The following is a 19,737-nucleotide window of genomic DNA, read 5'->3' as shown; positions in this document are numbered from 1 at the left end:
GACAACGCCCAGGCGACGACTGATTCTGAACGGATCCGCCAGCTAGAAAAAGAAGTCTCTAAGCTTCGTGAAGAACGTGACATCCTGCGTAAGGCCGCGAAGTATTTTGCCGAAGAGACACGCTGGTAATCCGCTTCCAGTTTGTCTATGACTACCGAACGGGCCTGACCCCCGGAAAGTAGACACGTCGGGGGTTAGCTATGCTGCTTGGGTCAGTGTAGTTGATGTGAGTGCTTCGAAGGTATCGGGGGCTAGAAGGTTGCACCAGGAGTGTCGTCTGCGCGTGTTGTAGCGCATGCACCATCGGAAGACTTCTTGGCGGCAGCTGATGGGATTGTCAAAGACTTTCCGATCACGCAGAACTTCACGCTTTAGGGTGGCGTTAAACGATTCTGCCAGGGCATTATCGGCACTCGTTCCCACCGCGCCCATGGATTGGCGCACGCCAAGCTGGGCGCAGTGGTCCCTAAATGCTTGTGAGGTGTACACACTGCCGTGATCGGAATGGAAAATTGCCCCTTTCAGGCTTCCGCGGACTTTCCTTGCATGAGATAAAGCTTCGATAACTAGTGATACCCGCATGTGATCGGCGAGTGCATGGCCGACGAGTTTGCGCGAGTAGGCGTCGATGACCGTGGCTAGGTACATGTTCTTGCCGCCCTTACACGGCAGGTAGGTGATATCGCCTACGTAGACGTGGTTTGGCCTGTCAGCTGTGAATTTGCGGCCTATTAAATCGGGCATGACTCGGTGGCCAGGCTTGCGCCTGGTGGTGATGCATCGACGCCGTTTACTAAAGCCTTTCAGTCCCATGGATTTCATAATGCGTGCGACCTTCTTGTGGTTGATCGGGGGAAAGTCCGTATCGTCGTTGAGGCTTGCAGCGATGCGTTTAGCACCATAAAGCCCGTGCTCATCATCGAAGATGGTCTTGATTCGTGCACCAATAAGGGCATCGGAACACGTCTTTAACCTGCGTTTTTCGCGGGTGTTGACCCATTTGTAGAACGAGGAGCGATTGAGCTTTAACACGTGGCACATCCGCTTGACCGAGTATTCGGTTCGGTAGTCGTAGACAAACTGGAAGCGGATTACCAGCGTGTCTCTTTAAGCAAAATACTTCGCGGCCTTGCGCAGGATGTCACGTTCTTCGCGCAGCTTAGAGACCTCTTTTTCTAGCTGGCGGATCCGTTCAGAATCAGTGGTCGCCTGGGCGTTGTCACGCAGGGTCTTCGTGCGGGCGCGTTTGCCGGTGCCGTACTGCTTGATCCAGGAATAAAGTGAGGAACGATTGACTCCAAGCTCTACTGAAGCCGCGTGAAGTGAGAGGTCCTCATTGTTTTCGTAGAGGGCCACAGCATCACGTTTGAACTGTTCGGAGTACCTAGGCATGGTGGTAGATTACCTTTCTTCCCAACCCAACCGGGCTGGATATCAGGTGTCTACCAAACAGGGGTCAGGTCCGCCCTCGGCCGCCGTTATGACGGGCCGGGGGCTAGCGCTGCAGGAAGGGGTCTTCAATCGGCGCTATCGCTCAACGTTCAACCTGGCACTCAACCGATCAATCCGAGCCCTTGTGCACTCGATGCCGCCATGTAGACTCCCACAATTGCCGCGATCCACAGCAACGTCACTTTCGCCTCATACTCCAGCCGACGGATGGCGCGCTCCAGACGAGGAAAAATAGCCGGCCCCGCTGCGCCTGCAATGGCAGCCATAAGAGTTGCCGGTAGGACCATGATGATGCAGTAACCCGCAATAAGCGCGACCTTGCCGCTAAACCCGAAAGACATAGACTGGATAATTCCCATTGCGCCCAGGTAAGGCAACATAGTCGCAGCCTCGACGACGGCAGCACCTAGCGCAAGCCCCACCATGCCGGTCGCACTCAGTGACGCGCCCCGTGCAAGGCGAGAAACCCGACTCTTCGACACCTCGCCGTTGGTAGTCTGCGTGGCCGCGGGCTTTTTGGGGTTTGGCGAGAACACACCGAAGATGAAAAGCCCCGCGCCCAGTACAAGCGTCACCCACCGGAACCAATCAGTCTCGCTTACGCCAGAAAGTCTCGATACTGCCGCATCGAACCCTAATAGAAGCGCAATACCAAGGCCGCAGTAGGCCGTGGCGATCGTAGCGAGATAGGTGCCCAATAGGCCTAAACGTACTCGTCGCCAGATAACAATCAGTGCAATAGGAATGACAAGGGTTCCTGCACTCAAACTATCTACGAGTGCAAGGCCAGCAAGGGGAAGGAAGTCTGACATGGAATTCTCCAGTAGTCGGGTGTTTGCGGGAGTTGACCTTAGATTCGCAAGAGGCTTCAATCCAGCGTCGTACGTTTGTATTAATCGCGGGCTTGGTACGATTGTACGAGGCGCAATGCGCGAGTGCAACTACACTTATGAATGGCTCATTGCATCTGAGCTACGCAAGATTGGAGCTCCATGTCCGTTGATCGCAACACACCCATCACCGGTACCGCCGCAGTGATCGCTGATGCTGCCATTCGAGTGATGGTCAGCCAGGGTCTCGATGCCCTGAGCGTGCGCAACGTCGCCACTGAGGCTGGCGTCGCGCCTGGGACTGTCCAGTACCAGATGGGTAAACGGGACGACATCATCGCGAAAGCTTTTTTCAGGTCGTTGCAGCGCCAGGAGTCGCGGGCCCTTACTCAAACCGATGCGACGGATTTTCACGTAGCGTTCCACGGTCGCCTGGCTGAACTCTTGCCAATTGGACCTGTCCAGCGCGAGGATTCCGCTGTGTGGGTCATAGTGGGAGCTGCTGCCTCGACGCGCGAATGGCTGGCTGACTTATACGACGCCGAGGTGACGAAGTTTCGGGCGCGCGTGTCTGAAGGTCTCGAAGCAGCGCAACGTTTCGGAAAGCTGGCCCGAGGACTGTCTCCTGAGCAAGGTGCTCGTCTTGTCACTGCACTGGTCAACGGGCTGACGATCGACTACCTCAATGCTCCTGTGGACTCGGCGAAGCAGTTGTTGGCAGACCTTGCTTCGGGACTCGCGCTGATTGTAGAACCCGGTTCTCCTAAAGACTAGGACGGTACTAGGGCTGGAGGTGCAGCATGCCCCTTCATTCTCAGGAAGTCCTCCAACCCATGTCAGCGCGGAGGCACTGTGCCAGTCACCGGCGTGTGGATGTTAATCGACGGGTGAAAGCTCGAGTATCTCGCAAACGGCATCCATGTGTCCGGCGTGCCTGGATACTTCGGCCAGTAGATGGGACAACACCCAGTCGACAGTGGGGTGCCTGCCGTCCTCGTCAGCTTGGGATGCAGGCTCTCCCGGTGGATACGTTGCAAGCAAAGACAAGGCATCTTCCCACTCCTGTCGAAGGGCATCGACGAAGGTCTCGACCGTGACCTCGGGATCCGCGTTCCAGTCTTCATGTGGAGAGTCGTCGGTCCACGGGACCGGAAGATCAGCGCCTACCACAACATTTGCGATCCAAAACCGGATGACGTACCGCTGATGGTTCAGAAGCCCCGCAACGGTCCAGCGACTACGAAGGGGAACGTGTGTCACGCCTGAGCGATCTACCTGAACGGCCATGTCGACGATCGAGTCGAGTTGGCGCTGGATCTGATCAGTCAGCTCGGAATAGGACTTTGGTGTGGTGGGCATGTGCAGGAGCCTGAATTCTTAGGACTCTGCAGTTAGACGCCGCACGGCCTCGCGGATGACCTCGGGGCGCTTGCAGAAGGCGAAGCGCACCTTGTGCTTCCATGGCTCGGGGTTGTCCGTGAAGGCGGCCAGCGGGATGGCGGCTACGCCCTTTGTTTCGGGCAGCTGCATGCAGAAATCGATGCCGTTTAAACCGGTAGAGGAGATATCGGCAACCACGTAGTAGGTGCCGCCGGTGTCATGCACGTGGAAGCCAAGCTGCTTGAGGCCTTCTACAAGGATGCTGCGGCACTCTGCAAGCTCAGACACCATGCCGTCCAGCCATTCCTGTTCATAGCGCAGTGCATGGGCCACGGCCGGCTGGAAGGGCGTGGTGGAGACGAAGGTGGTGAATTGCTTGGCTTTGATGACGCCGTCGAGAAGCTTTGGCTCCGCAATGGCCCAGCCGGTCTTCCACCCGGTGCAGTTGAAAGACTTGGCGGCAGATGACACCGTGACGGTGCGCTCAGCCATTCCCGGCAGGGAGGCGATGCTGACGTGGTCGGTGCCGAAGGTGAGGTTTTCGTAGACCTCGTCAGCTAATACGAGGAGGTCCTCCTCCACGCAGAGCTCGGCGAGCTCGGTGAGTGCTTCGCGGGAGAAGACCGAGCCGGTCGGGTTGTGCGGGGTGTTGATGATGACCATGGCGGTCTTATCCGTCACGGCCGCTCGAACCGCATCGACATTGATGTCCCAGCTGTTCCCGGATTCTTTCAATGGGACGGGGACGCGGGTGGCGTCGGCAAGCGCGATGGCGGCGATGTAGGCGTCGTAGTAAGGCTCGAGGACAATGACTTCGTGGCTGGGCTCCACTAGGCCAAGCACCGTGGCGGTGATGGCCTCGGTGGCACCGGCGGTGACTACGACGTGATCCTGCGGCACAGAGTAGGTCTCCGCGACGGCGCTGAGCAGCTCTGGGACCCGCGCAGGGGAGCGTACTGGTTGTTGCCGCCGGCGATGTTCTCCTGGGCAATTTCCAGCATGCGCTGCGGGCCATCGCTATCAGGAAAACCCTGTCCCAGATTTACCGCGTCATTCTCCGCGGCGAGCGCGGTCATGGTGGCGAAGATGGTTTCGCCAAATTCTTGTAGTCTCTCAACAGTCATTTAGAGCACCAGTAGATCGTATTTTGTAGCCTTCACATCGGTCAGACGCTTGCGTGCGCGCTCGAGGCGCTGCCACTGATCCTCCGGAATGGACTTGCGGGCAATCGTCACGGTTTCCGCATCCGGGGTGCCCCAGGCAATCGGCATGGGAGTGATCTGCTGCCAGTGGTCTTTATCGCTTGAGCTGCGCTGGCCGGAGACCGCGGCCACCGGGACCTTGGTGCCCACGGTGCGCTTGATACCCGGGATACTGGTGACCGTGCGCAAGCACGCGCCCCACCGCGGCGGTGCCTTCGGGTCAACATTGGTATTTACCAAAGCCATGAGGACCATGTCGCGCTCGTTGACCTCCGCGACGACCGCGGGGGCTAGCGGATAGGAGTCGTAGAGCTTCTGGGCAGAGCCAACCTTGCTCGAAGCCAAGACACCGATGACGGCGCAAAAGATGCCGAAGAGCGCCATACCGACCGCCAGCGTGATGCGCCAGACGGGGTCGATTCCAAAATAGATGGCAATCGCGCCGATAATAAGCACGAGGCCCATGACGAGGCCAGAGTTGCGCAGGCGCGAGGAATCGCGGAGGAGCTCGTTGTTCTTCTTGGCAAAGTCTTCGTTGACTTCAAACTTGAAAATCTTCATCAGCTCACAAGTCTACTTCGTCGACTAGGCGGTAGGCATAACCTTGCTCGGCCAAAAAGCGCTGGCGGTGCATGGCGTATTCCGCGTCGATCGATTCGCGCGCCACCAGAGTGTAGAAGGTGGCCTCCTGCCCGTCCTTCTTCGGGCGCAGCAGGCGGCCCAAGCGCTGCGCCTCTTCCTGGCGGGAACCAAAGGTGCCGGAGACCTGGATGGCCAGGGCAGCCTCGGGAAGGTCGATGGAAAAGTTCGCCACCTTGGACACCACGAGGGTGGGAAGCTCGCCCTCGCGGAATTGCTGGAAGAGCTTTTCGCGCTTGGCGGTGGAGGTCTTGCCGTCGATTACCGGTGCGTTGAGGTGCTCACCGAGCTCCTCCAGCTGGTCCACGTAGGCGCCGATGATCAGTGCCTGCTGGCCTGCATGTTTCTTCAGCAGCTTGTCGACGGCCCGCAGCTTCGCGCCTGCCGATGCCGCAATCCGATAGCGCTCCCGAGCTTGTGCGGTGGCATAGAGCAGGCGTTCCTCCTGCGTCATGTCCACGCGCACCTCGACGCAGTCCGCGGTGGCGATATATCCGGCGGATTCCAGTTCTTTCCACGGCGCGTCATAACGCTTGGGGCCGATGAGCGAAAAGACATCGCCCTCGCGGCCGTCCTCGCGGATGAGCGTGGCGGTCAGCCCCAAGCGGCGGCGCGATTGCAAGTCGGAGGTCATGCGGAATACGGGGGCGGGCAAGAGGTGGACTTCGTCGTAGATGATAAGGCCCCAGTCATGGGAATCGAAGAGCTCGAGTGCGCGGTATTCGCCCTTGGTCTTGCGCGTGACCACTTGGTAGGTGGCGATGGTGATGGGTTTGATCTCCTTCTTCTCACCCGAGTACTCGCCAATTTCCTCCGGCGTGAGGCTGGTGCGGCGCAGTAGTTCATCGCGCCATTGGCGCCCGGCCACGGTGTTGGTCACCAGGATGAGCGTGGTGGCCTGTGCTTTGGCCATGGCGGCAGCACCCACGATGGTTTTGCCCGCGCCACAGGGCAGGACCACGATGCCGGAGCCACCGGACCAGAAGGATTCGGCGGCATACTGCTGATAATCCCGAAGCTCCCAGTCCACCTCCTCCGTGCTCAGCGCGATGGGGTGGGATTCGCCGTCGACGTAGCCGGCGCGGTCATCGGCGGGCCAGCTGGCCTTGAGCAGCTCTTGTTTCAGCCGCCCGCGTGCGGATGGCGGTACGGCGATGGTGTTGTCGTCAATGCGCGGGCCCAGAAGCTCGCTGACTTTCTTGGTGCCCGTGAGCTCCTCCAGGATGACGGGCTCGTCCGATTCGAGGATGAGACCGTGGGCTGGGTGGGCCAGCAGGCGCACGCGGCCGTAGCGCGACATGGTCTCGGCGACGTCGATCAGCAGCGCCTGCGGCACCGGGAAGCGGGAGTAGTTCTCCAGAACGTCGACGACTTGCTCGGCATCGTGCCCGGCGGCGCGGGCATTCCACAGGGCTAGTGGGGTGATGCGGTAGGTGTGAATGTGCTCGGGCGCGCGCTCCAGCTCGGCAAAAGGCGCGAGGGCTGCGCGTGCCTCACTGGCCTGCGGGTGATCCACCTCGAGGAGGACGGTCTTGTCCGATTGGACGATGAGTGGTCCGGGCATGATGAGGCCTTTCTACTCTGGGCGTCAGGGAAAGATTTAATCCCTGTCGGCGAAGCGGACGGAGGAAATGCGGTGAACCGGGAAGCGCACGGGTTTGCCCGCTGAGCCTAGGGCATCAATGTAGCCGCCTTCCACCGACAATGGTTTCACGGTCACGGTGCGGAGATCGCCGCTTTTATCGGCATAGGAGATCACGATATCGGCGTGGAAGCGCGCGGCGGCGCGGGCGAGCGTGAGGGGATCCGGTTCTTCTTCCTTCTTTGCGCTTGGGTTCTGCGTTGATGTCCGCAGGGTCTGCACGGCGTCATCCACCGAGGCGGGCTCGCGCTTGCCGGGCTTCGTGCGGGGCGTGGGCAAAAGGTAAGGCTCGGGGGCGACGGTAAGTGAAGCGCCGGATTCATCCTCCGGGGTGGGGGATAGGCCCTTCGCTCGCAGCTTCTCCAGCAGCTCGCCCACGCGCAGCTGGGATACCGCCACGGTGGGCGCGAGCAGGCGCAGGCCGGGGACTGAGGCAACGGCGAGCTCCAAGAGTGCTGGGTCTTCGCTGCGCAGATAGGAGAGCGCAGGACCACTGCGGAGGGTGCCATGGCGCTTGGCGACGTCCCCGATGGCAAACTCCAACGCCTGCGGCACGCCCGTCGGGGAATGCTTTTCCAAGAAGTCGGTCATTTCCTGGGCGGTGAGGCCCTGGTCCATGCCGCGGCGGATGGTGGACTCACTGATGCGGTACACGCTGGCTAGGCCCGGGGATTCGAGGTCTGCTAAGGATGCGAGGGTGCGGTGTGTGTCTGGCTCAAGGGGGCCGGGCACGAGGACGGTGAGGTCCTGCTGGATAATGAACTCGCTGACCGTCTCAGGAACGAGGCTGGTGGCCGCAGCGGAATCTCCCAGCACGCGGGTGGCCTTGCCCAGTGCCACCGCGCCGATCCATTCGGCTTCGGCGCGCAGCTTCTCGATGGTCAGCGTGCGCGTGTGGCTGGCAAAAAGTGGGGAGCGAAAGCGCAGGTCTTCCCAGAACTCCTCGTCGTCCAGCGCGACTGCGGAGTGTGCATAGACGCCGAGGACGAAGACACGAAAGCGCGGCAGGCGGCGCACAATACTGTCGTCTGCGAGCACCCGGGTCTCAGCCCAACTGGCCCAAGGGGAGGTGCGCCAGGCGTCGAGAAGAATGCGCCACTTCTCCCCGAGATCGGCCTCGAGCCAGTCTTGGGACCCGGTGGTCGGGGCGAGGAAGTGTCCTTCCAGGCCATCCGGCTCGCCACGGTGGAGAAGCCTAGCGTGGTGGCCCAAACAGATGAGTCGCGCGACCTCCTCCTTCTCCAGAGCGAGATCCTTGGCCAGCTGGTTGAGGGGACGAACGCCGACCGAAGAATCCTTGAGCAGCGCTACCGGATGGCTTCCAAGCAACTCGATAAGCCGCTCCATGCCGCGCACGGCTTCCAGGCCAGCTGCGGCACCGGCGTCATCCGCCTTGGTATCCGGCTCCGGGGTTCCGGCGCGCCCCGAGGGGGTGGTGGGAATGGGCGGGGTGGTATCACCAGCCAGCAGGCGGGCAAGCGAGTGCGGCAGGCGCACCGAGTGAGCGTTGATACGCTCCAAGAAGCCCTTGGCCAGCAGGCGCTTGGCAGGATCCTCGGAGTTGATGTCTGGCTCGGTGTCGGTGGTATAGCCCATGCCGTCGCTAGTGCTTAAGGCATCGAGGACTCGGCGCTCTTCGGGAGCAAGCGTGGCTAGGTCCTTTTCATCGAACTCGACTTGGTTGCGCAGCGACCAGCCGGTGGGAAGCGAGCTCATGACGGCGGTGACGATGCGCACCTGCGGGGCATCGCCGAAGACGAGGCCGCGCTCCTTGAGCTGCCGTGTAATTTCAGGGTTGGTGTCCTCCACCATGTCGACCTCGCCGCCGCGGTGGGCGATGTCCTCCAAGGCAGCTAGCTGCTCGGCGTTACTTGCTGCCAAGGCATCCGCGACGTGCATCGGAAGTGTCAGGCGCGAGGCCAGCGCGTCGAAGTCCTTCGGTGCGGGGGAGAGAACATCGCTGCGGTTGCTCAGTAGGGCGCGCAAGTCCTCATCGGGTAAGCGGCTGAGCCAATCGCGGTAGCTCTCGGTGACGCGGGCGCGGTTGGAGGGGGTGGTCATAATGGCGATCAAGCTTAGTAGTTAGTAGGCGGGGGAGGCGTGGGGCCCTCGTTGGGTGAATAAGTTACTTTTTGCCGCGGGGTTTGGAATAATAAGGAGCATGTCGAACGAGAACAAAGGCTTCGTATCCCCGGCTTGGCCGAAGAACAGCCCCCGCGAGCACGCTATTACTGAACTTACTGCACCTTTTGCTGGTGCTTCCAGCCCGTACGGTGACGACCTGATTCTGCCGATGCCGGCAGAAAAGCTCAACTACGTTCACCCGTACACCCGCATCAACCGCTAAGTAGGCGCGCAGAAAACTGCGCTTCACTTAGCGGATGCGTTGAGCCCGACCGGCTTGCTTTCAGCCCCTCCGAGAATGTTCTCCTCGGTGGGGCTATACGTGTTTGTGCTGAATGCTTTTGTCCCGGCGTTAGTCGGCACGGGCTTGGGCTTTAAAGCCGTCGAGCAGGGTATCGATGAGTCGGGTTTGAATTTCTGAAAGACGCTCGATGTTTGCCAGTGCTCCGGGCGCCGGGCGGGTGATGAGACCGATATCGATGTGGAGTTCGAGCGGGGTGAGGGAATCGGGGCAGAGGCCCGCTTGTCGCGCGGGTTCGATAATCGGTTGGTAGATCGACTTCAGTTCAGCTGTGCGTTGAGCGGCGACCTTCTGCACGTCATTGTCTGAGAATGAGGCAGTATTCACCTCGGCTGCCGCTGCTTGAACAACCGCGGCGAAGTTAAGGCCGGCGATGCGATGAATGATATCGCGCCAGGTGCCTTCGGGATCCTCGTCGAAACCTTGTAGGTGGCTGTCCACCTCTTCTTTGATGTGTGCTACCTCCGCGCCGGTGACGGCATCGATGAGGGAGAGCCGTTCGGGGAAGTGGCGTGAGACCGTGGCAACGCCCACGCCGGCCTTCTTGGCGATGGAGCGCATGGACGCGCCCGGTCCCTCGCTGATGAGCAGCTGCCTGGCTGCTGCGACGATGGCCTGCTTGTTTTCTGCTGCATCTTGTCTCACAGCTTGCATCATATCAAACGGAACACTATGCTCCACTTTGTAAGTGAAACACCCTGTTCCGTTTGGAGGTTAGAAGTGTCAGCGGTGAAAAGTCAGGAAGGAAAGCAGCCATCGGTTGCTGTGAAATCGATAGTTGCCATTGTGGGGATCCCCGTCGTCATCGGCCTTATGCTGTGGGCGTTTTTGGCGCCCACCTTTGCGTCGGGTCCGGCTGGCGTTCCGGTTGCCATTTCGGCGCCGGAGCCCATGCTCGAAGGCATCTCGCAGAAGATTGAGAGTGCGGCGGGGGATGAGGCCCCGGAGATCGTCGTGAAGCACAGCGAGGCCGAGGTGCGCGACGCGGTGTTGCAGCGTGAAGCTGTTGGTGGACTGGTCATCTCCCCGCAGGGCGCGAGTGCGTTCACCGCTGCGGGAAATGGTGCTCCCTACGTGACGATGATTGATGGCCTCGCTGGCCAGCTTGAAGCACAAGGAATGTTCGTGGAGAAGCAGGAGCTTGCGCCGACGACGAAGGAGGACCCGCAGGCGAGCGGAATCACTCTACTTGGCCTGCCGCTGGCTTTTGGTGGCATTATTTCCGCTGTCATTGCCACCTTTGCATTCCGCGGAAAGAAGTGGGCCAAGCTAGGGGTGCTTGTCGGCATTGCGCTACTAGGCGCGCTCGTTGCCACGTGGATGCTGCACTCCGTCTATGGAACCCTCGGTGGCAGCTTCGCTGCCGAGTGGATGGCTATCGCGGCGGGCATTCTGGCAACGTCGGTGGTGACCGCTGGTCTCGCGGGTCTGATGGGTGCGGCTGGTATCGGAATCGGCGCTGTGCTGACTATCTTCTTGGCGAACCCGCTGTCGGGGCTGGCAACCGGACCGTGGCTGCTGCCTGCCGGGTGGTCGACGCTGGGGCAGTGGATGCCCATCGGTGCGACGGGGCATCTGGTCCGTTCGCTGTCCTTCTTCGACGGGCAGGGTGTAAGGAGTGCATGGTGGGCACTCGGTTTGTGGATCGTTGTCGGCCTAGCGTTGCTGGCCTGTGATCGGTCGGGCGCCAAGGAAGGCGTTGCCGTTGAGGAAAAGGCTTAGTCAAAACTAAAAGAGGCTGGATGGAGAAAACCATCCAGCCTTTTTCTATGTAGTTAAAGCTTTCCTCGATGTGCCGTGCTTGCACGGCACGGCGCGATTCTTAGCGTGCAGCCAGAACCTGTGCCACCGGGTCGATGACGTGGCGGTTAGCGGAGTAGAAGGCGTTGAAGTCGTGGCGGTTGGCCTTGTACTGCTCGGTGAAGGAAGCCGGGACGGTCAGGCCGTACTGGGTGGCGGTGTCCTCGATGAGGGTGTAGAGAGCGTCAACAGCCAGCTCGTCGGTGGGCTCCTCGGCAGCTTCCTGGACAGCCTTCGGTGCCTCAGCCGGTGCCTGCGGCGCGGTCTCTTCCTTTACCTGAGTAGCGGCCGGTGCCGGGGTAGCGTTCACGTTGCGCGGAGTCGGTGCGGAGTTCAGGCCCAGGCTAGCGGAGCAAGCCGGCCATGCGCCCCAGCCCTGCTGTGCCAGGGTGCGCTCAGCAACAGCGATCTGCTGCTCGCGGGTAGCCAGGTTAGCGGTCGGAGCGAACTCGCCGCCGCCGAAGGCCTGCCAGGTCTGAGCGCTGAACTGCAGGCCGCCGTGGTAGCCGTTGCCGGTGTTGATGGCCCAGTTGCCGCCGGACTCGCACTGTGCGAGGCGGTCCCAATCGGAATCCGGTGCAGCGGCAGCGTTCGGAGCCATGATGGCTGCGGCAGCGCCCACGGCAACGGTGGAAGCGGCAAACTTGGTGGCGATGGACTTGTTCTTAGCGGAGTGGCGTCCCATTAAAGTATTCCTTCTCTAGGTTGTTCTTGCTTTCTCGCGCCCAGATGATGCCCAGTCCGGCATGTAGTTTTGCAATTGATGTTCACGTTCATGCACATCATGTGTGGCCGCCGTGTGGAAGCCCGGACTGTGTCTGGGGCGAGACTTCCACGACCGGCGGCCGAAGTGCCTGTGGGAAAGAGTAGCGGTTTATAACGAATCAGTCACGTTAAATGGCTCAAAACGGTAACAGAAGCGGGAATTCCCCTACGTTTCCCCTGTTCGTGACGTGAATGTTAGCTATGTCACACTTGTAACGGGTGTGCTGGTTGAGGCGATACCTATTCTTGGTTTCTTTGGCGGGGTGCGTGGAGGTTAAGATGTATCTCTTTATAAGTTCCACGGATAGTTCCTCCGCGCGGCAGCTTAAGTCACAACCACGCTTCGCCGCGCTTCCTCACCCCGGATTGCCGGAGCCTATCGGCAAGCAGGTGATACGGCCTAAGCTTTGGTAGAGGAGAGACGGAAAGAAAGTGAGTGAAGAACCATGCCTATCGGCAAAGTGAAGTGGTATGACGCGGACAAGGGCTTCGGCTTTGTTAGCAACCCCGGCGATGAAGATGTCTATGTTGGCCGTAACGTGCTGCCCAAGGGCGTCGACGAATTGTTCCCCGGCCAGCGCATCGACTTCGACTTCGCAGCCGGCCGTCGCGGTCCGCAGGCTCTGCGCGTGAAGGTACTGGATGCCCCGCGCCGCCGCACCCCGGCCCGCAAGCCGGAGGAGCTATCGAGCATGCTTTCCGACGTCATGACGCTCCTCGAAACCCAAGTGCAGCCGGTGCTCAGCCAGGGTCGCTACCCGGAGCGCAAGACTGGTCGCCAGGTGGCGGAGATTCTGCGTGCTATTGCAAAGGATCTGGATAGCTAGGGGCCTACATTCTTAGGCCCATGACTGAAAAGTGCCCGACCTGCCAAACTTACGGCTGATCATTGAAGAATCAGCTGTACTTTTGGCAGGTCGGGCACTTTTTTGATTGTGGAGGCGCGCGCGCGGCGCGGCTACTTGTCCTCAGGAGCCTCTGCTGGAGCTTCGGCGTCACCGGTGGCCTTGGATTCCTTGAGCTCTTCGTCGGTCATGGTGGATAGTGACCACACCGTGTGCATCGGGGTCTCTTCACCATTGGCATCGTGGCCAATCATGAGGGTGGAGATTTCCACCACCATTAGCTGCGGACGCTCGCCGGTGGAAGCCTCAATCGGCGCGACGGAGCCGGGGATTTCCAGCGAGGTGGTTTCGTTGGCGCCGTGCGCAGTGCTGTCGTTGGCGGCCGGGTCATCGTAAATAGAGAGCACCGACCACTCGTGGTTATAGATGGCTTCGGGGATCTCCAGCTTCAGGGTGTCATCGGGCCCCACCGTGAGGTTGGGAACCTCGCCCTCCTCGCAGTCGGCGCCTGGCTCGCAGACGCTATAGGGCGCAACCTCCATCATTTCATCACCCACCGTGGCCGTGATGGTGACGTCCTGCGGGTCGGGGCCCGGGCGGTCATTCCACCACTTCTGAAACATCACCACCGCCACGACGATCACCGCCACGGCGATAATGAGCGCCAGAAACTGCAGCAGTGACTTCTTCCTTGCTTGCTTCACGGTAGCCATGGCTGAAAATCCTACTCGAAGCGCACCCTGTACAGCTCATCCCAGAGCTTGCCGGTGATCCAGAACTCGTCGGTGCCCGGGATATGGGCAATGCCGTTGAGGACCGCATTGGGATCTGCAGAGGGAACGTGGTTGAGGTTCGCGGTGTCGATCACCCCGGTGACCACGCCGGTTGCGGGGTCGATGTGCAGGATGTCCTCGCTCATCCACACGTTGGCATAGACTGCGCCATCGACGCACTCTAGTTCGTTGAGGTTATCCACCGGCGAACCGTTGAGAGTGACCTCGGTGCGCGGGCCGAGCTCCTCAAAAGTCTGTGGGTCCAGGTGGCGCAGTGTGGCGGAGCCATCGGACATGATGAGCTCAGAGCCAGCGTTGCACAGGCCCCAGCCCTCGCCGTCATAGGTTGCGCGGTCGAGTTCGTTGAAGGTCTCGGCATCTCGCAGGAAGGCCGTGCCGGACTTCCACGTCAGCTGCCAGATGCCGGCCTCGGTCTGGGTGATGCCCTCGCCGAAGAGCAAGTCTTCGAGCGCGACCTCTTTCAGCGGGGCTAGCTCGCCCGGCTGGACGCGCATAAGGCGCGATTCGCCCTTCAGCCCGGTGCCGATGAGCAGGTGTCCGTCAGCGTCGACCTCGAGGCCCTGGGTAAAGGTGTCCGGTGGCAGGGGTGCGGTGTCCAGGACGGTGACGCCGAGACGCTCTGGGGAGCGTGTGCTTGGCGACGTCCCATCGCTACCCGCCGCTGTCGCCGTCGATGAGGATGCGCGCTCGTCTACAGCTTGGGAGGAACAGGAGGACAGCGGTACGAGCAGTACAGCGGCAGATAAAGCCGTGGCGAGCGCGCGGGCGGCGCGGGGGAAGTGTGGGAAGGCCATGACAGTCATTGTGCACGATGCTCGTGCGTGTGATTAATAATGGGAGGGTGACTCGCAAGAAAAAGATGCATTCCCCGCTTCTCGATTCGACGGCTGTCGACTTGGCGCGCCGGGCCGTGGAGGAGGTAGGTGAGGGGGACGTCGGTAAGCACCGCGGCGTTGCCGGTGTGGGCCGCAACGTGGCCACCCACCGTTTTGAGGCCCACGTTCCGGGATACCCGGGGTGGGAGTGGCATGCCGTCGTCGCCTGTGCTGAAGGTTCGCGCACGCCGACCGTGAACGAGGTTGCGCTCGTCCCCGGCGGCCAGGCTCTCCAAGCCCCGGAGTGGGTGCCTTATTCCGAGCGCCTGCGCCCGGGTGACTTGGGGCCAGGTGACCTCATGCCGCCGGCGCCTGACGACGACAGACTGGACGGCGGGAAGCTCTCCGAGGCTGGTCTCAAGGAGGCCAAGGAGCGCTGGCGCAAGAAGTATGGGCCTAATACGGAGATGGCGGCGCAGGCCCAACTGCAGTGCAAAACCTGTGCTTTTTACCTCCAGCTGCTGCCCAATTTCGGCGTCTGTGCCAATGAATACTCGGCGGATGGAAAAGTGGTGCACGCCACCTACGGGTGCGGTGCACATTCCGGTACGACCGTCCGTGAAGAGGGATCGGAGCAGGAGAGGCCCTTCGATGACGAGAGACCGATCTATTAAAGAGTGTGGTTTTCTCCCCGCGCGCAGCAGCGATGTCGCGTGCGGGTTTTGCGTTTTAGTGCCCCGATGGAGCACCCTTAGCAGGTAAAACTTCATTTCTCTAGATAGAAGGGGCGCTCTCTCACGATGAACGCAGCTATCGATCGCTATTTCAAGATTTCCGAACGCGGATCCACCATTGGAACCGAAGTCCGCGCCGGCGTGGTCTCGTTCTTCGCGATGGCCTACATTATCCTCCTCAACCCTCTCATCCTGGGTACCTCCGCTGACTCGGCCGGAACCACCCTCGGAATCCCACAAGTCGCCGCCGCCACCGCACTGGTGGCCGGCGTCATGACCATCGCCTTCGGCATGATCGCCCGCTACCCATTCGCCATGGCTGCGGGCCTGGGTATGAACACCTTCGTCGCCGTGACGATGGTTTCCCTCAACGGCCTGGAATGGCGCGAGGCTATGGGCCTTGTTGTCATCGAAGGCTTCATCATTGTTCTGCTGGCCATCTCCGGTTTCCGCCAGGCCGTCTTCGATGCCATCCCCGCCTCCATGAAGGCCGCGATGGGCGTCGGTATCGGCATGTTCATCGCGCTCATCGGTTTCGTGGACGGGCACTTCGTCACCCGCGTGCCGGATGCCGCGATGACCACCGTCCCGGTGAGCCTGGGCGTGAACGGCTCGATTGCGACCTGGCCGGCCTTCGTCTTCGTCGTGGGCCTGATTCTGTGCAGCTTCTTCGTCATCCGCCAGGTGCGTGGCGGCCTGTTCATCGGCATCGTTATCACCACCATCATCGCCATGATCATTCAGGCCTTTACCGGTTCCGAGGACTGGGGCATGGCCACCCCGGAGGTACCCAGCTCCCTGGGCGGGCTGCCGGACCTGTCGATTGTGGGCCAGGTCGATCCGATTAGTGCCTTCACCAAGCTGGGCGTGGTCTCTACCGTGCTGCTCATCTTCACGCTGCTGCTCACCAACTTCTTCGATGCCATGGGCACCATGAACGGCCTGGGCAAGCAGGCCAACCTCGTGGATGAGAAGGGCAATCTGCCGGACATGAAGACCGCCCTAGTCGTCGAAGGCTTCGGTGCAGTTGCTGGTGGTGCGGGTTCGGTATCCTCCAACACCGTGTTCGCGGACTCGGCGGCTGGTATCGGCGACGGTGCCCGCACCGGCCTGGCCAACGTTGTGACCGGCGTGATCTTCTTGCTGGCCATGTTCCTCACCCCGCTCTACGAGATCGTGCCGATTGAGGCGGCAGCCCCCGTCCTCGTCATCGTGGGTGTGATGATGGCAGCCCAGCTCAAGGACATCGAGTGGAACCGCATGGAGGAGGCCATCCCGGCCTTCCTCACCATCGTGGTCATGCCTTTCACCTACTCCATCGCCAACGGTATTGGTGTGGGCTTCATCGCTTATGCACTGATGGCCACCTTCGCCGGCAAGGCCAAGAAGGTGCACTGGATCATGTGGCTCGTGGCCGCTCTCTTCGTGGTCTACTTTGCTATGGAGCCGATCAGCTCGCTGTTGGCATAGCCCGCCTAAGGGGAGCAGCTGGCCCTACGCCTAGACTAGGGCCCATGCGTTTTGTCATCGATGACCCCACAGACCCTCGCCTGGACGATATCCGCGATCTCAAGCACGCGGATAAGTCCGGCGAGGGTTTCGTCTTTGGTGAGGGCCCACTGTGCGTGGAGCGCCTGCTCGCCTCTCGCTTCCCGGTGCGCTGCATCATTGGTTTTGAGGGGAAGTTGGATACGTTCCTGGAACACCACGATGTTGGCGATATCCCCGTTTACCAAGTAACCCGCCAGACTCTGGGGGAAGTAACAGGCTTTGATATGCACCGTGGGCTGGTTGCCGCAGCCGACCGCGCGGAAGCCTGGACCGTGGACGAGGTCGTTGAGGGCGCGCGCACCCTGGCCATCATGGAAGGCGTAGGCGACCACGAAAATATCGGATCGCTCTTCCGCAATGCCGCTGGTATGGATGTCGACGGCATCTTGCTCGGCTCAGGTGCGGCGGATCCGCTCTACCGCCGCTCGGTGCGTGTGTCCATGGGGCACGTTCTGCGCTTGCCCTGGGCGCGCTTCGACGGTGGTTTTACCACCTGGCAGCGCGGGTTGGAGAAGCTGCGCGAGCAAGGCTTCCGGCTGGTGTCGCTGACCCCGCATCCGGATGCCGTGCACATTGCTGATGCGTTAGAGGGCGCGGACAAGGTAGCGCTGCTGGTCGGTGCGGAAGGGCCGGGCCTGACTGAGCACGCTATGCGGGCGACCGACGTGCGCGCCCGCATCCCCATGGCGGAGGGCACGGATTCCCTTAATGTGGCGACGTCGGCGGCCATCGCCTTCTACGAGCGCCAGCGCTCCCACAGGTTCCGCGAGGTCGATACTGCGTAGCGCCGCACCAAGCCGCCGAGGTGCTTGGCCGTGCGGATGATTTCTTCACCGGTGGATTCCGGCTCGAGGTCGTACTCTTCGTAGTCGTCATAGTCATTGAGCCCCAGCTTCGACACTGAGGTGGTGGCTACCTCGGCCACGCTGCGGCGCGGCGGGGGAGTGTCGACCTTGGGCTCGGGGCGCCCGTCGGTGGCATAGCCTACGACGTCCACGTCGGGGCCCTCCGCGCCGACCTCGATGCCCAACCAGAATTCCTGGGCAGCCTCGGTGATATTGAGCGGCTCAAAGGGAAGGGAAATCCCACCCACCGGCTCATCCATCTCCCCGGCCCAGAAAGGGGCCTCGAAGGTTTCGGGCAGACCATGGTCCTCGTAGAGGTTAAAACGCGTCCCGCACAGCGACCGGCGCAGGCGGCTGCCCGTCCAGTGGGCGAACCCGGCATAGCCGGTCTCCGGATTGGAGGCGAAGGCGTAGATTTCCGTGGCGGGCACGGCCTCGCGCAAGGTCCGGGACAGCTGAGAGAGAGTCAGCTGATCGTCGTGGATGATGGTTTGCACCACGGTCACACCGGGATAGCCGCCCACATAGAACTCGCTCGCGCCGGGCTCGGCGGAACGGTTGAGGGGGAATTGCCCAATGGGAGTCACCGGCAGTGCGGGATTGAGTTGAGCGAGGAACTTGCGGCCGAAGCCGCGGTCGGCCTTAGGCTCACCGCGGAGGACCTCGGCGGGGTCGGCGGCGGTGACGTACCAGAGAGTGAGAACGGCGCTTTGTGTATCCACGGCAGACTACTCGCGGGGGCGCTTAGTGGAGGAACGAACGCCGAGCAACACATCCTCCCAGTGCGGGGTGACGGCCTTGCGGCGGCGCTTGGTGGGCTTAGGTTCCGGATCCGGGTTCTGGAGGAAGTCCTCGTCAACCCCGGTGTCCTTCTCATCCGTCTGCTGTGTGGCCTCCTCGTTAGAAGAGGCAGTGTCCGCATCGGCTGCGCCCTCAGCGGGGTGCTCCCCACCGTGCGGGGAGGGAAGGACGGAAGGCTCGGCGTATGCACCGCCGTCTGCCTCGTTAGCGGCGTCATCGCCGCCGGTGTAGGAGGACAGCTCCGTCACGCCAGGGGTACCGGCGCGTGCGGCTTCGTTGACCTCGCGGCCCTCGGCATACTCCCGCCCGTCGATGGCTTCGTCGTAGCGCTCGCCGCGGCCCACGGAGGTCAGCGACCGCACCGGCTGCACGAAGTCTGGGTCGGTGAGGTCTGCGGCCACAGAGTTGCGTGCCTCCACCGTGGCCGGGGAGGACATCGTCTGCTTAAAGGTCCACTCCGCCTCGTTGGCGGACAGCCCAGTCTTCCACGTGATGCGCAGGATCCACGGCTCGCCTTGGTGACGGTAGGCATCCCACGTCGCCTCCGACAGGGAGTGTCCGCGCGCGGCAAAGGCGGTGGCCAGGATCTCCCACAGCGTGAGCTTGGCTGGGCCATCTTCGCGGATGGGGTGGGCCTGCTTGGCGACGTCCGCGATGCGCGCCCGCTCCAGCAGCACCGGGTGCGCGAAAGGTTCGATGCGGGATTCTGGAACCTCGAGCTCCTCGGCGATCTCCGCAGCGGAAGCACCGGCGCGGATGCGGGCCTGAATCTCGTTGGGGCGCAGGCGGATTTCTTGTGCCTGCGGTGCAGGCTGGCTCTGTGGGGAAGAAGGCGAGCCACCAGAGGCAGGCATAACGGTGCGCAGCCCGGTGGAATGGTCTTGCTGCGCGGAGGCGGGGGAGGAGTCGCTTGCCTCCTCGTCGGTGTTTTCTGCGTCCTGCTCCGCCCCCTCGTTCTCGGAAGCGGGTTCGGCGGAATCGGCGGGAGCGAGAAGCTCGCGAAGCTCGTCGGTGACCTCGAGGAAGAACTCCTCACCATCCTCGGCCCGGAGGACGAGCGAGGTGTCAGTTGAGTCGCTGGGTGCGAGGAAAATCTCGCGCATGGTGGGCGCTCCTTAGCCTGGTAGCGGACATGTGATGAAGTCCACTTTACCCAGAACATGCCCCGAACTCTGGCAAGAGCGCGGGGCATGTTGTATGCCGCAACAAATGGCTGC

Annotated in this window: 18 protein-coding genes and 3 pseudogenes; 8 read left to right on the top strand and 13 right to left on the bottom strand. The window is 61.5% G+C overall.

Going from position 1 to position 19,737, the window contains the following annotated elements:
* Nucleotides 1-155: pseudogene (locus FME68_RS13030) on the top strand (transposase); the annotation flags it as partial.
* Nucleotides 156-198: 43 nt separating this feature from the next.
* On the opposite strand, the pseudogene FME68_RS05245 reads toward FME68_RS13030, so the two are convergent.
* Nucleotides 199-1,392, bottom strand: a pseudogene (locus FME68_RS05245) (IS3 family transposase).
* A gap of 161 nt (nucleotides 1,393-1,553) precedes the next feature.
* A complete protein-coding gene (locus FME68_RS05240; protein ID WP_158396453.1) occupies nucleotides 1,554-2,264 on the bottom strand; it encodes a GAP family protein in 711 nt (236 codons plus the stop codon).
* Nucleotides 2,265-2,444: 180 nt separating this feature from the next.
* On the opposite strand from FME68_RS05240, the gene FME68_RS05235 reads away from it, so the two are divergent.
* Nucleotides 2,445-3,056, top strand: a complete 612-nt coding sequence (locus FME68_RS05235) for a TetR/AcrR family transcriptional regulator (RefSeq protein WP_158396451.1) — start codon at nucleotides 2,445-2,447, stop codon at nucleotides 3,054-3,056.
* 102 nt (nucleotides 3,057-3,158) lie between these two features.
* On the opposite strand, the gene FME68_RS05230 is transcribed toward FME68_RS05235, so the two are convergent.
* The 5 genes and pseudogenes from FME68_RS05230 to FME68_RS05210 all read right to left on the bottom strand — a co-directional run bounded on the left by FME68_RS05230 (nucleotide 3,159) and on the right by FME68_RS05210 (nucleotide 9,206).
* Nucleotides 3,159-3,641 (bottom strand): mycothiol transferase, encoded by a 483-nt coding sequence (locus FME68_RS05230; protein WP_070701502.1) that lies wholly within the window; start codon nucleotides 3,639-3,641, stop codon nucleotides 3,159-3,161.
* A gap of 18 nt (nucleotides 3,642-3,659) precedes the next feature.
* Nucleotides 3,660-4,786 (bottom strand): annotated as a pseudogene (locus FME68_RS05225) (aminotransferase class I/II-fold pyridoxal phosphate-dependent enzyme).
* Nucleotides 4,787-5,425: a DUF3239 domain-containing protein gene (locus tag FME68_RS05220; protein WP_071406777.1), complete on the bottom strand. Its 639-nt coding sequence runs from the start codon at nucleotides 5,423-5,425 to the stop codon at nucleotides 4,787-4,789.
* A 4-nt stretch (nucleotides 5,426-5,429) separates the two neighbouring features.
* Complete coding sequence (locus FME68_RS05215; RefSeq protein WP_158396449.1) at nucleotides 5,430-7,067, bottom strand: DNA repair helicase XPB; 1,638 nt, start codon at nucleotides 7,065-7,067, stop codon at nucleotides 5,430-5,432.
* Nucleotides 7,068-7,103: 36 nt separating this feature from the next.
* Complete coding sequence (locus FME68_RS05210; protein WP_158396447.1) at nucleotides 7,104-9,206, bottom strand: helicase-associated domain-containing protein; 2,103 nt, start codon at nucleotides 9,204-9,206, stop codon at nucleotides 7,104-7,106.
* 100 nt (nucleotides 9,207-9,306) lie between these two features.
* On the opposite strand from FME68_RS05210, the gene FME68_RS05205 reads away from it, so the two are divergent.
* Nucleotides 9,307-9,492, top strand: coding sequence for a hypothetical protein (locus FME68_RS05205; protein WP_010187772.1), 186 nt, complete (start codon nucleotides 9,307-9,309; stop codon nucleotides 9,490-9,492).
* Nucleotides 9,493-9,621: 129 nt separating this feature from the next.
* Here FME68_RS05205 and FME68_RS05200 read toward each other — a convergent pair whose 3' ends face one another.
* The gene (locus FME68_RS05200; RefSeq protein WP_230308906.1) at nucleotides 9,622-10,224 is read right to left on the bottom strand and encodes a TetR/AcrR family transcriptional regulator; all 603 of its coding nucleotides are present in this window, start codon (nucleotides 10,222-10,224) and stop codon (nucleotides 9,622-9,624) included.
* 111 nt (nucleotides 10,225-10,335) lie between these two features.
* Here FME68_RS05200 and FME68_RS05195 point away from each other — a divergent pair, with 111 nt between their 5' ends.
* Nucleotides 10,336-11,292 (top strand): ABC transporter permease, encoded by a 957-nt coding sequence (locus FME68_RS05195; protein WP_328287723.1) that lies wholly within the window; start codon nucleotides 10,336-10,338, stop codon nucleotides 11,290-11,292.
* A 100-nt stretch (nucleotides 11,293-11,392) separates the two neighbouring features.
* Here FME68_RS05195 and FME68_RS05190 read toward each other — a convergent pair whose 3' ends face one another.
* Entirely contained in the window at nucleotides 11,393-12,055 is a 663-nt protein-coding gene (locus FME68_RS05190) for a resuscitation-promoting factor Rpf1 domain-containing protein (protein WP_158396440.1), read from the bottom strand.
* Between the two features lie 526 nt (nucleotides 12,056-12,581).
* Here FME68_RS05190 and FME68_RS05185 point away from each other — a divergent pair.
* Nucleotides 12,582-12,962 (top strand): cold-shock protein, encoded by a 381-nt coding sequence (locus FME68_RS05185; RefSeq protein WP_158396438.1) that lies wholly within the window; start codon nucleotides 12,582-12,584, stop codon nucleotides 12,960-12,962.
* 131 nt (nucleotides 12,963-13,093) lie between these two features.
* Here FME68_RS05185 and FME68_RS05180 read toward each other — a convergent pair whose 3' ends face one another.
* On the bottom strand, nucleotides 13,094-13,693 hold the full coding sequence (locus FME68_RS05180) for a DUF2771 domain-containing protein (RefSeq protein WP_158396436.1): 600 nt from the start codon (nucleotides 13,691-13,693) through the stop codon (nucleotides 13,094-13,096).
* Nucleotides 13,694-13,704: 11 nt separating this feature from the next.
* Complete coding sequence (locus tag FME68_RS05175) at nucleotides 13,705-14,577, bottom strand: glutaminyl-peptide cyclotransferase (protein WP_158396434.1); 873 nt, start codon at nucleotides 14,575-14,577, stop codon at nucleotides 13,705-13,707.
* 56 nt (nucleotides 14,578-14,633) lie between these two features.
* Between FME68_RS05175 and FME68_RS05170 the strand changes: the two genes are divergently transcribed.
* The 3 genes from FME68_RS05170 (at nucleotide 14,634) to FME68_RS05160 (ending at nucleotide 17,659) form a co-directional block, all read left to right on the top strand.
* A complete protein-coding gene (locus FME68_RS05170; RefSeq protein ID WP_374703994.1) occupies nucleotides 14,634-15,263 on the top strand; it encodes a DUF3027 domain-containing protein in 630 nt (209 codons plus the stop codon).
* A 126-nt stretch (nucleotides 15,264-15,389) separates the two neighbouring features.
* Entirely contained in the window at nucleotides 15,390-16,793 is a 1,404-nt protein-coding gene (locus FME68_RS05165; RefSeq protein WP_158396430.1) for an NCS2 family permease, read from the top strand.
* A gap of 44 nt (nucleotides 16,794-16,837) precedes the next feature.
* A complete protein-coding gene (locus tag FME68_RS05160) occupies nucleotides 16,838-17,659 on the top strand; it encodes a TrmH family RNA methyltransferase (protein WP_158396428.1) in 822 nt (273 codons plus the stop codon).
* Here the strand turns inward: FME68_RS05160 and FME68_RS05155 are convergent.
* Both FME68_RS05155 and sepH read right to left on the bottom strand, forming a co-directional pair.
* Nucleotides 17,611-18,441 (bottom strand): DUF6928 family protein, encoded by an 831-nt coding sequence (locus FME68_RS05155; RefSeq protein ID WP_328287722.1) that lies wholly within the window; start codon nucleotides 18,439-18,441, stop codon nucleotides 17,611-17,613. The two genes, FME68_RS05160 and FME68_RS05155, sit on opposite strands and share 49 nt — an antisense overlap.
* Nucleotides 18,442-18,447: 6 nt before the next feature.
* A complete protein-coding gene (gene sepH, locus FME68_RS05150; protein WP_049154153.1) occupies nucleotides 18,448-19,623 on the bottom strand; it encodes a septation protein SepH in 1,176 nt (391 codons plus the stop codon).
* Nucleotides 19,624-19,737 lie beyond the last annotated feature (114 nt).

Source organism: Corynebacterium hiratae (genome assembly GCF_009708045.1).
In the GTDB taxonomy this organism is placed as follows: Bacteria; Actinomycetota; Actinomycetes; order Mycobacteriales; family Mycobacteriaceae; genus Corynebacterium; species Corynebacterium hiratae.
Note: the sequence above shows the minus strand (reverse complement) of the source record. Positions and strands in the feature narration are given on the sequence as shown.

What these genes read in the sequence shown, in the direction of transcription:
- FME68_RS05190 (WP_158396440.1), bottom strand. Translation starts at nt 12,055, where the DNA reads ATGGGACGCCACTCCGCTAAGAACAAGTCCATCGCCACCAAGTTTGCC.
- FME68_RS05170 (WP_374703994.1), top strand. Translation starts at nt 14,634, where the DNA reads ATGCATTCCCCGCTTCTCGATTCGACGGCTGTCGACTTGGCGCGCCGG.
- FME68_RS05235 (WP_158396451.1), top strand. Translation starts at nt 2,445, where the DNA reads ATGTCCGTTGATCGCAACACACCCATCACCGGTACCGCCGCAGTGATC.
- FME68_RS05210 (WP_158396447.1), bottom strand. Translation starts at nt 9,206, where the DNA reads ATGACCACCCCCTCCAACCGCGCCCGCGTCACCGAGAGCTACCGCGAT.
- FME68_RS05165 (WP_158396430.1), top strand. Translation starts at nt 15,390, where the DNA reads ATGAACGCAGCTATCGATCGCTATTTCAAGATTTCCGAACGCGGATCC.
- FME68_RS05205 (WP_010187772.1), top strand. Translation starts at nt 9,307, where the DNA reads ATGTCGAACGAGAACAAAGGCTTCGTATCCCCGGCTTGGCCGAAGAAC.
- FME68_RS05175 (WP_158396434.1), bottom strand. Translation starts at nt 14,577, where the DNA reads ATGACTGTCATGGCCTTCCCACACTTCCCCCGCGCCGCCCGCGCGCTC.
- FME68_RS05180 (WP_158396436.1), bottom strand. Translation starts at nt 13,693, where the DNA reads ATGGCTACCGTGAAGCAAGCAAGGAAGAAGTCACTGCTGCAGTTTCTG.
- sepH (WP_049154153.1), bottom strand. Translation starts at nt 19,623, where the DNA reads ATGCGCGAGATTTTCCTCGCACCCAGCGACTCAACTGACACCTCGCTC.
- FME68_RS05230 (WP_070701502.1), bottom strand. Translation starts at nt 3,641, where the DNA reads ATGCCCACCACACCAAAGTCCTATTCCGAGCTGACTGATCAGATCCAG.
- FME68_RS05200 (WP_230308906.1), bottom strand. Translation starts at nt 10,224, where the DNA reads ATGCAAGCTGTGAGACAAGATGCAGCAGAAAACAAGCAGGCCATCGTC.
- FME68_RS05160 (WP_158396428.1), top strand. Translation starts at nt 16,838, where the DNA reads ATGCGTTTTGTCATCGATGACCCCACAGACCCTCGCCTGGACGATATC.
- FME68_RS05220 (WP_071406777.1), bottom strand. Translation starts at nt 5,425, where the DNA reads ATGAAGATTTTCAAGTTTGAAGTCAACGAAGACTTTGCCAAGAAGAAC.
- FME68_RS05185 (WP_158396438.1), top strand. Translation starts at nt 12,582, where the DNA reads ATGCCTATCGGCAAAGTGAAGTGGTATGACGCGGACAAGGGCTTCGGC.
- FME68_RS05215 (WP_158396449.1), bottom strand. Translation starts at nt 7,067, where the DNA reads ATGCCCGGACCACTCATCGTCCAATCGGACAAGACCGTCCTCCTCGAG.
- FME68_RS05240 (WP_158396453.1), bottom strand. Translation starts at nt 2,264, where the DNA reads ATGTCAGACTTCCTTCCCCTTGCTGGCCTTGCACTCGTAGATAGTTTG.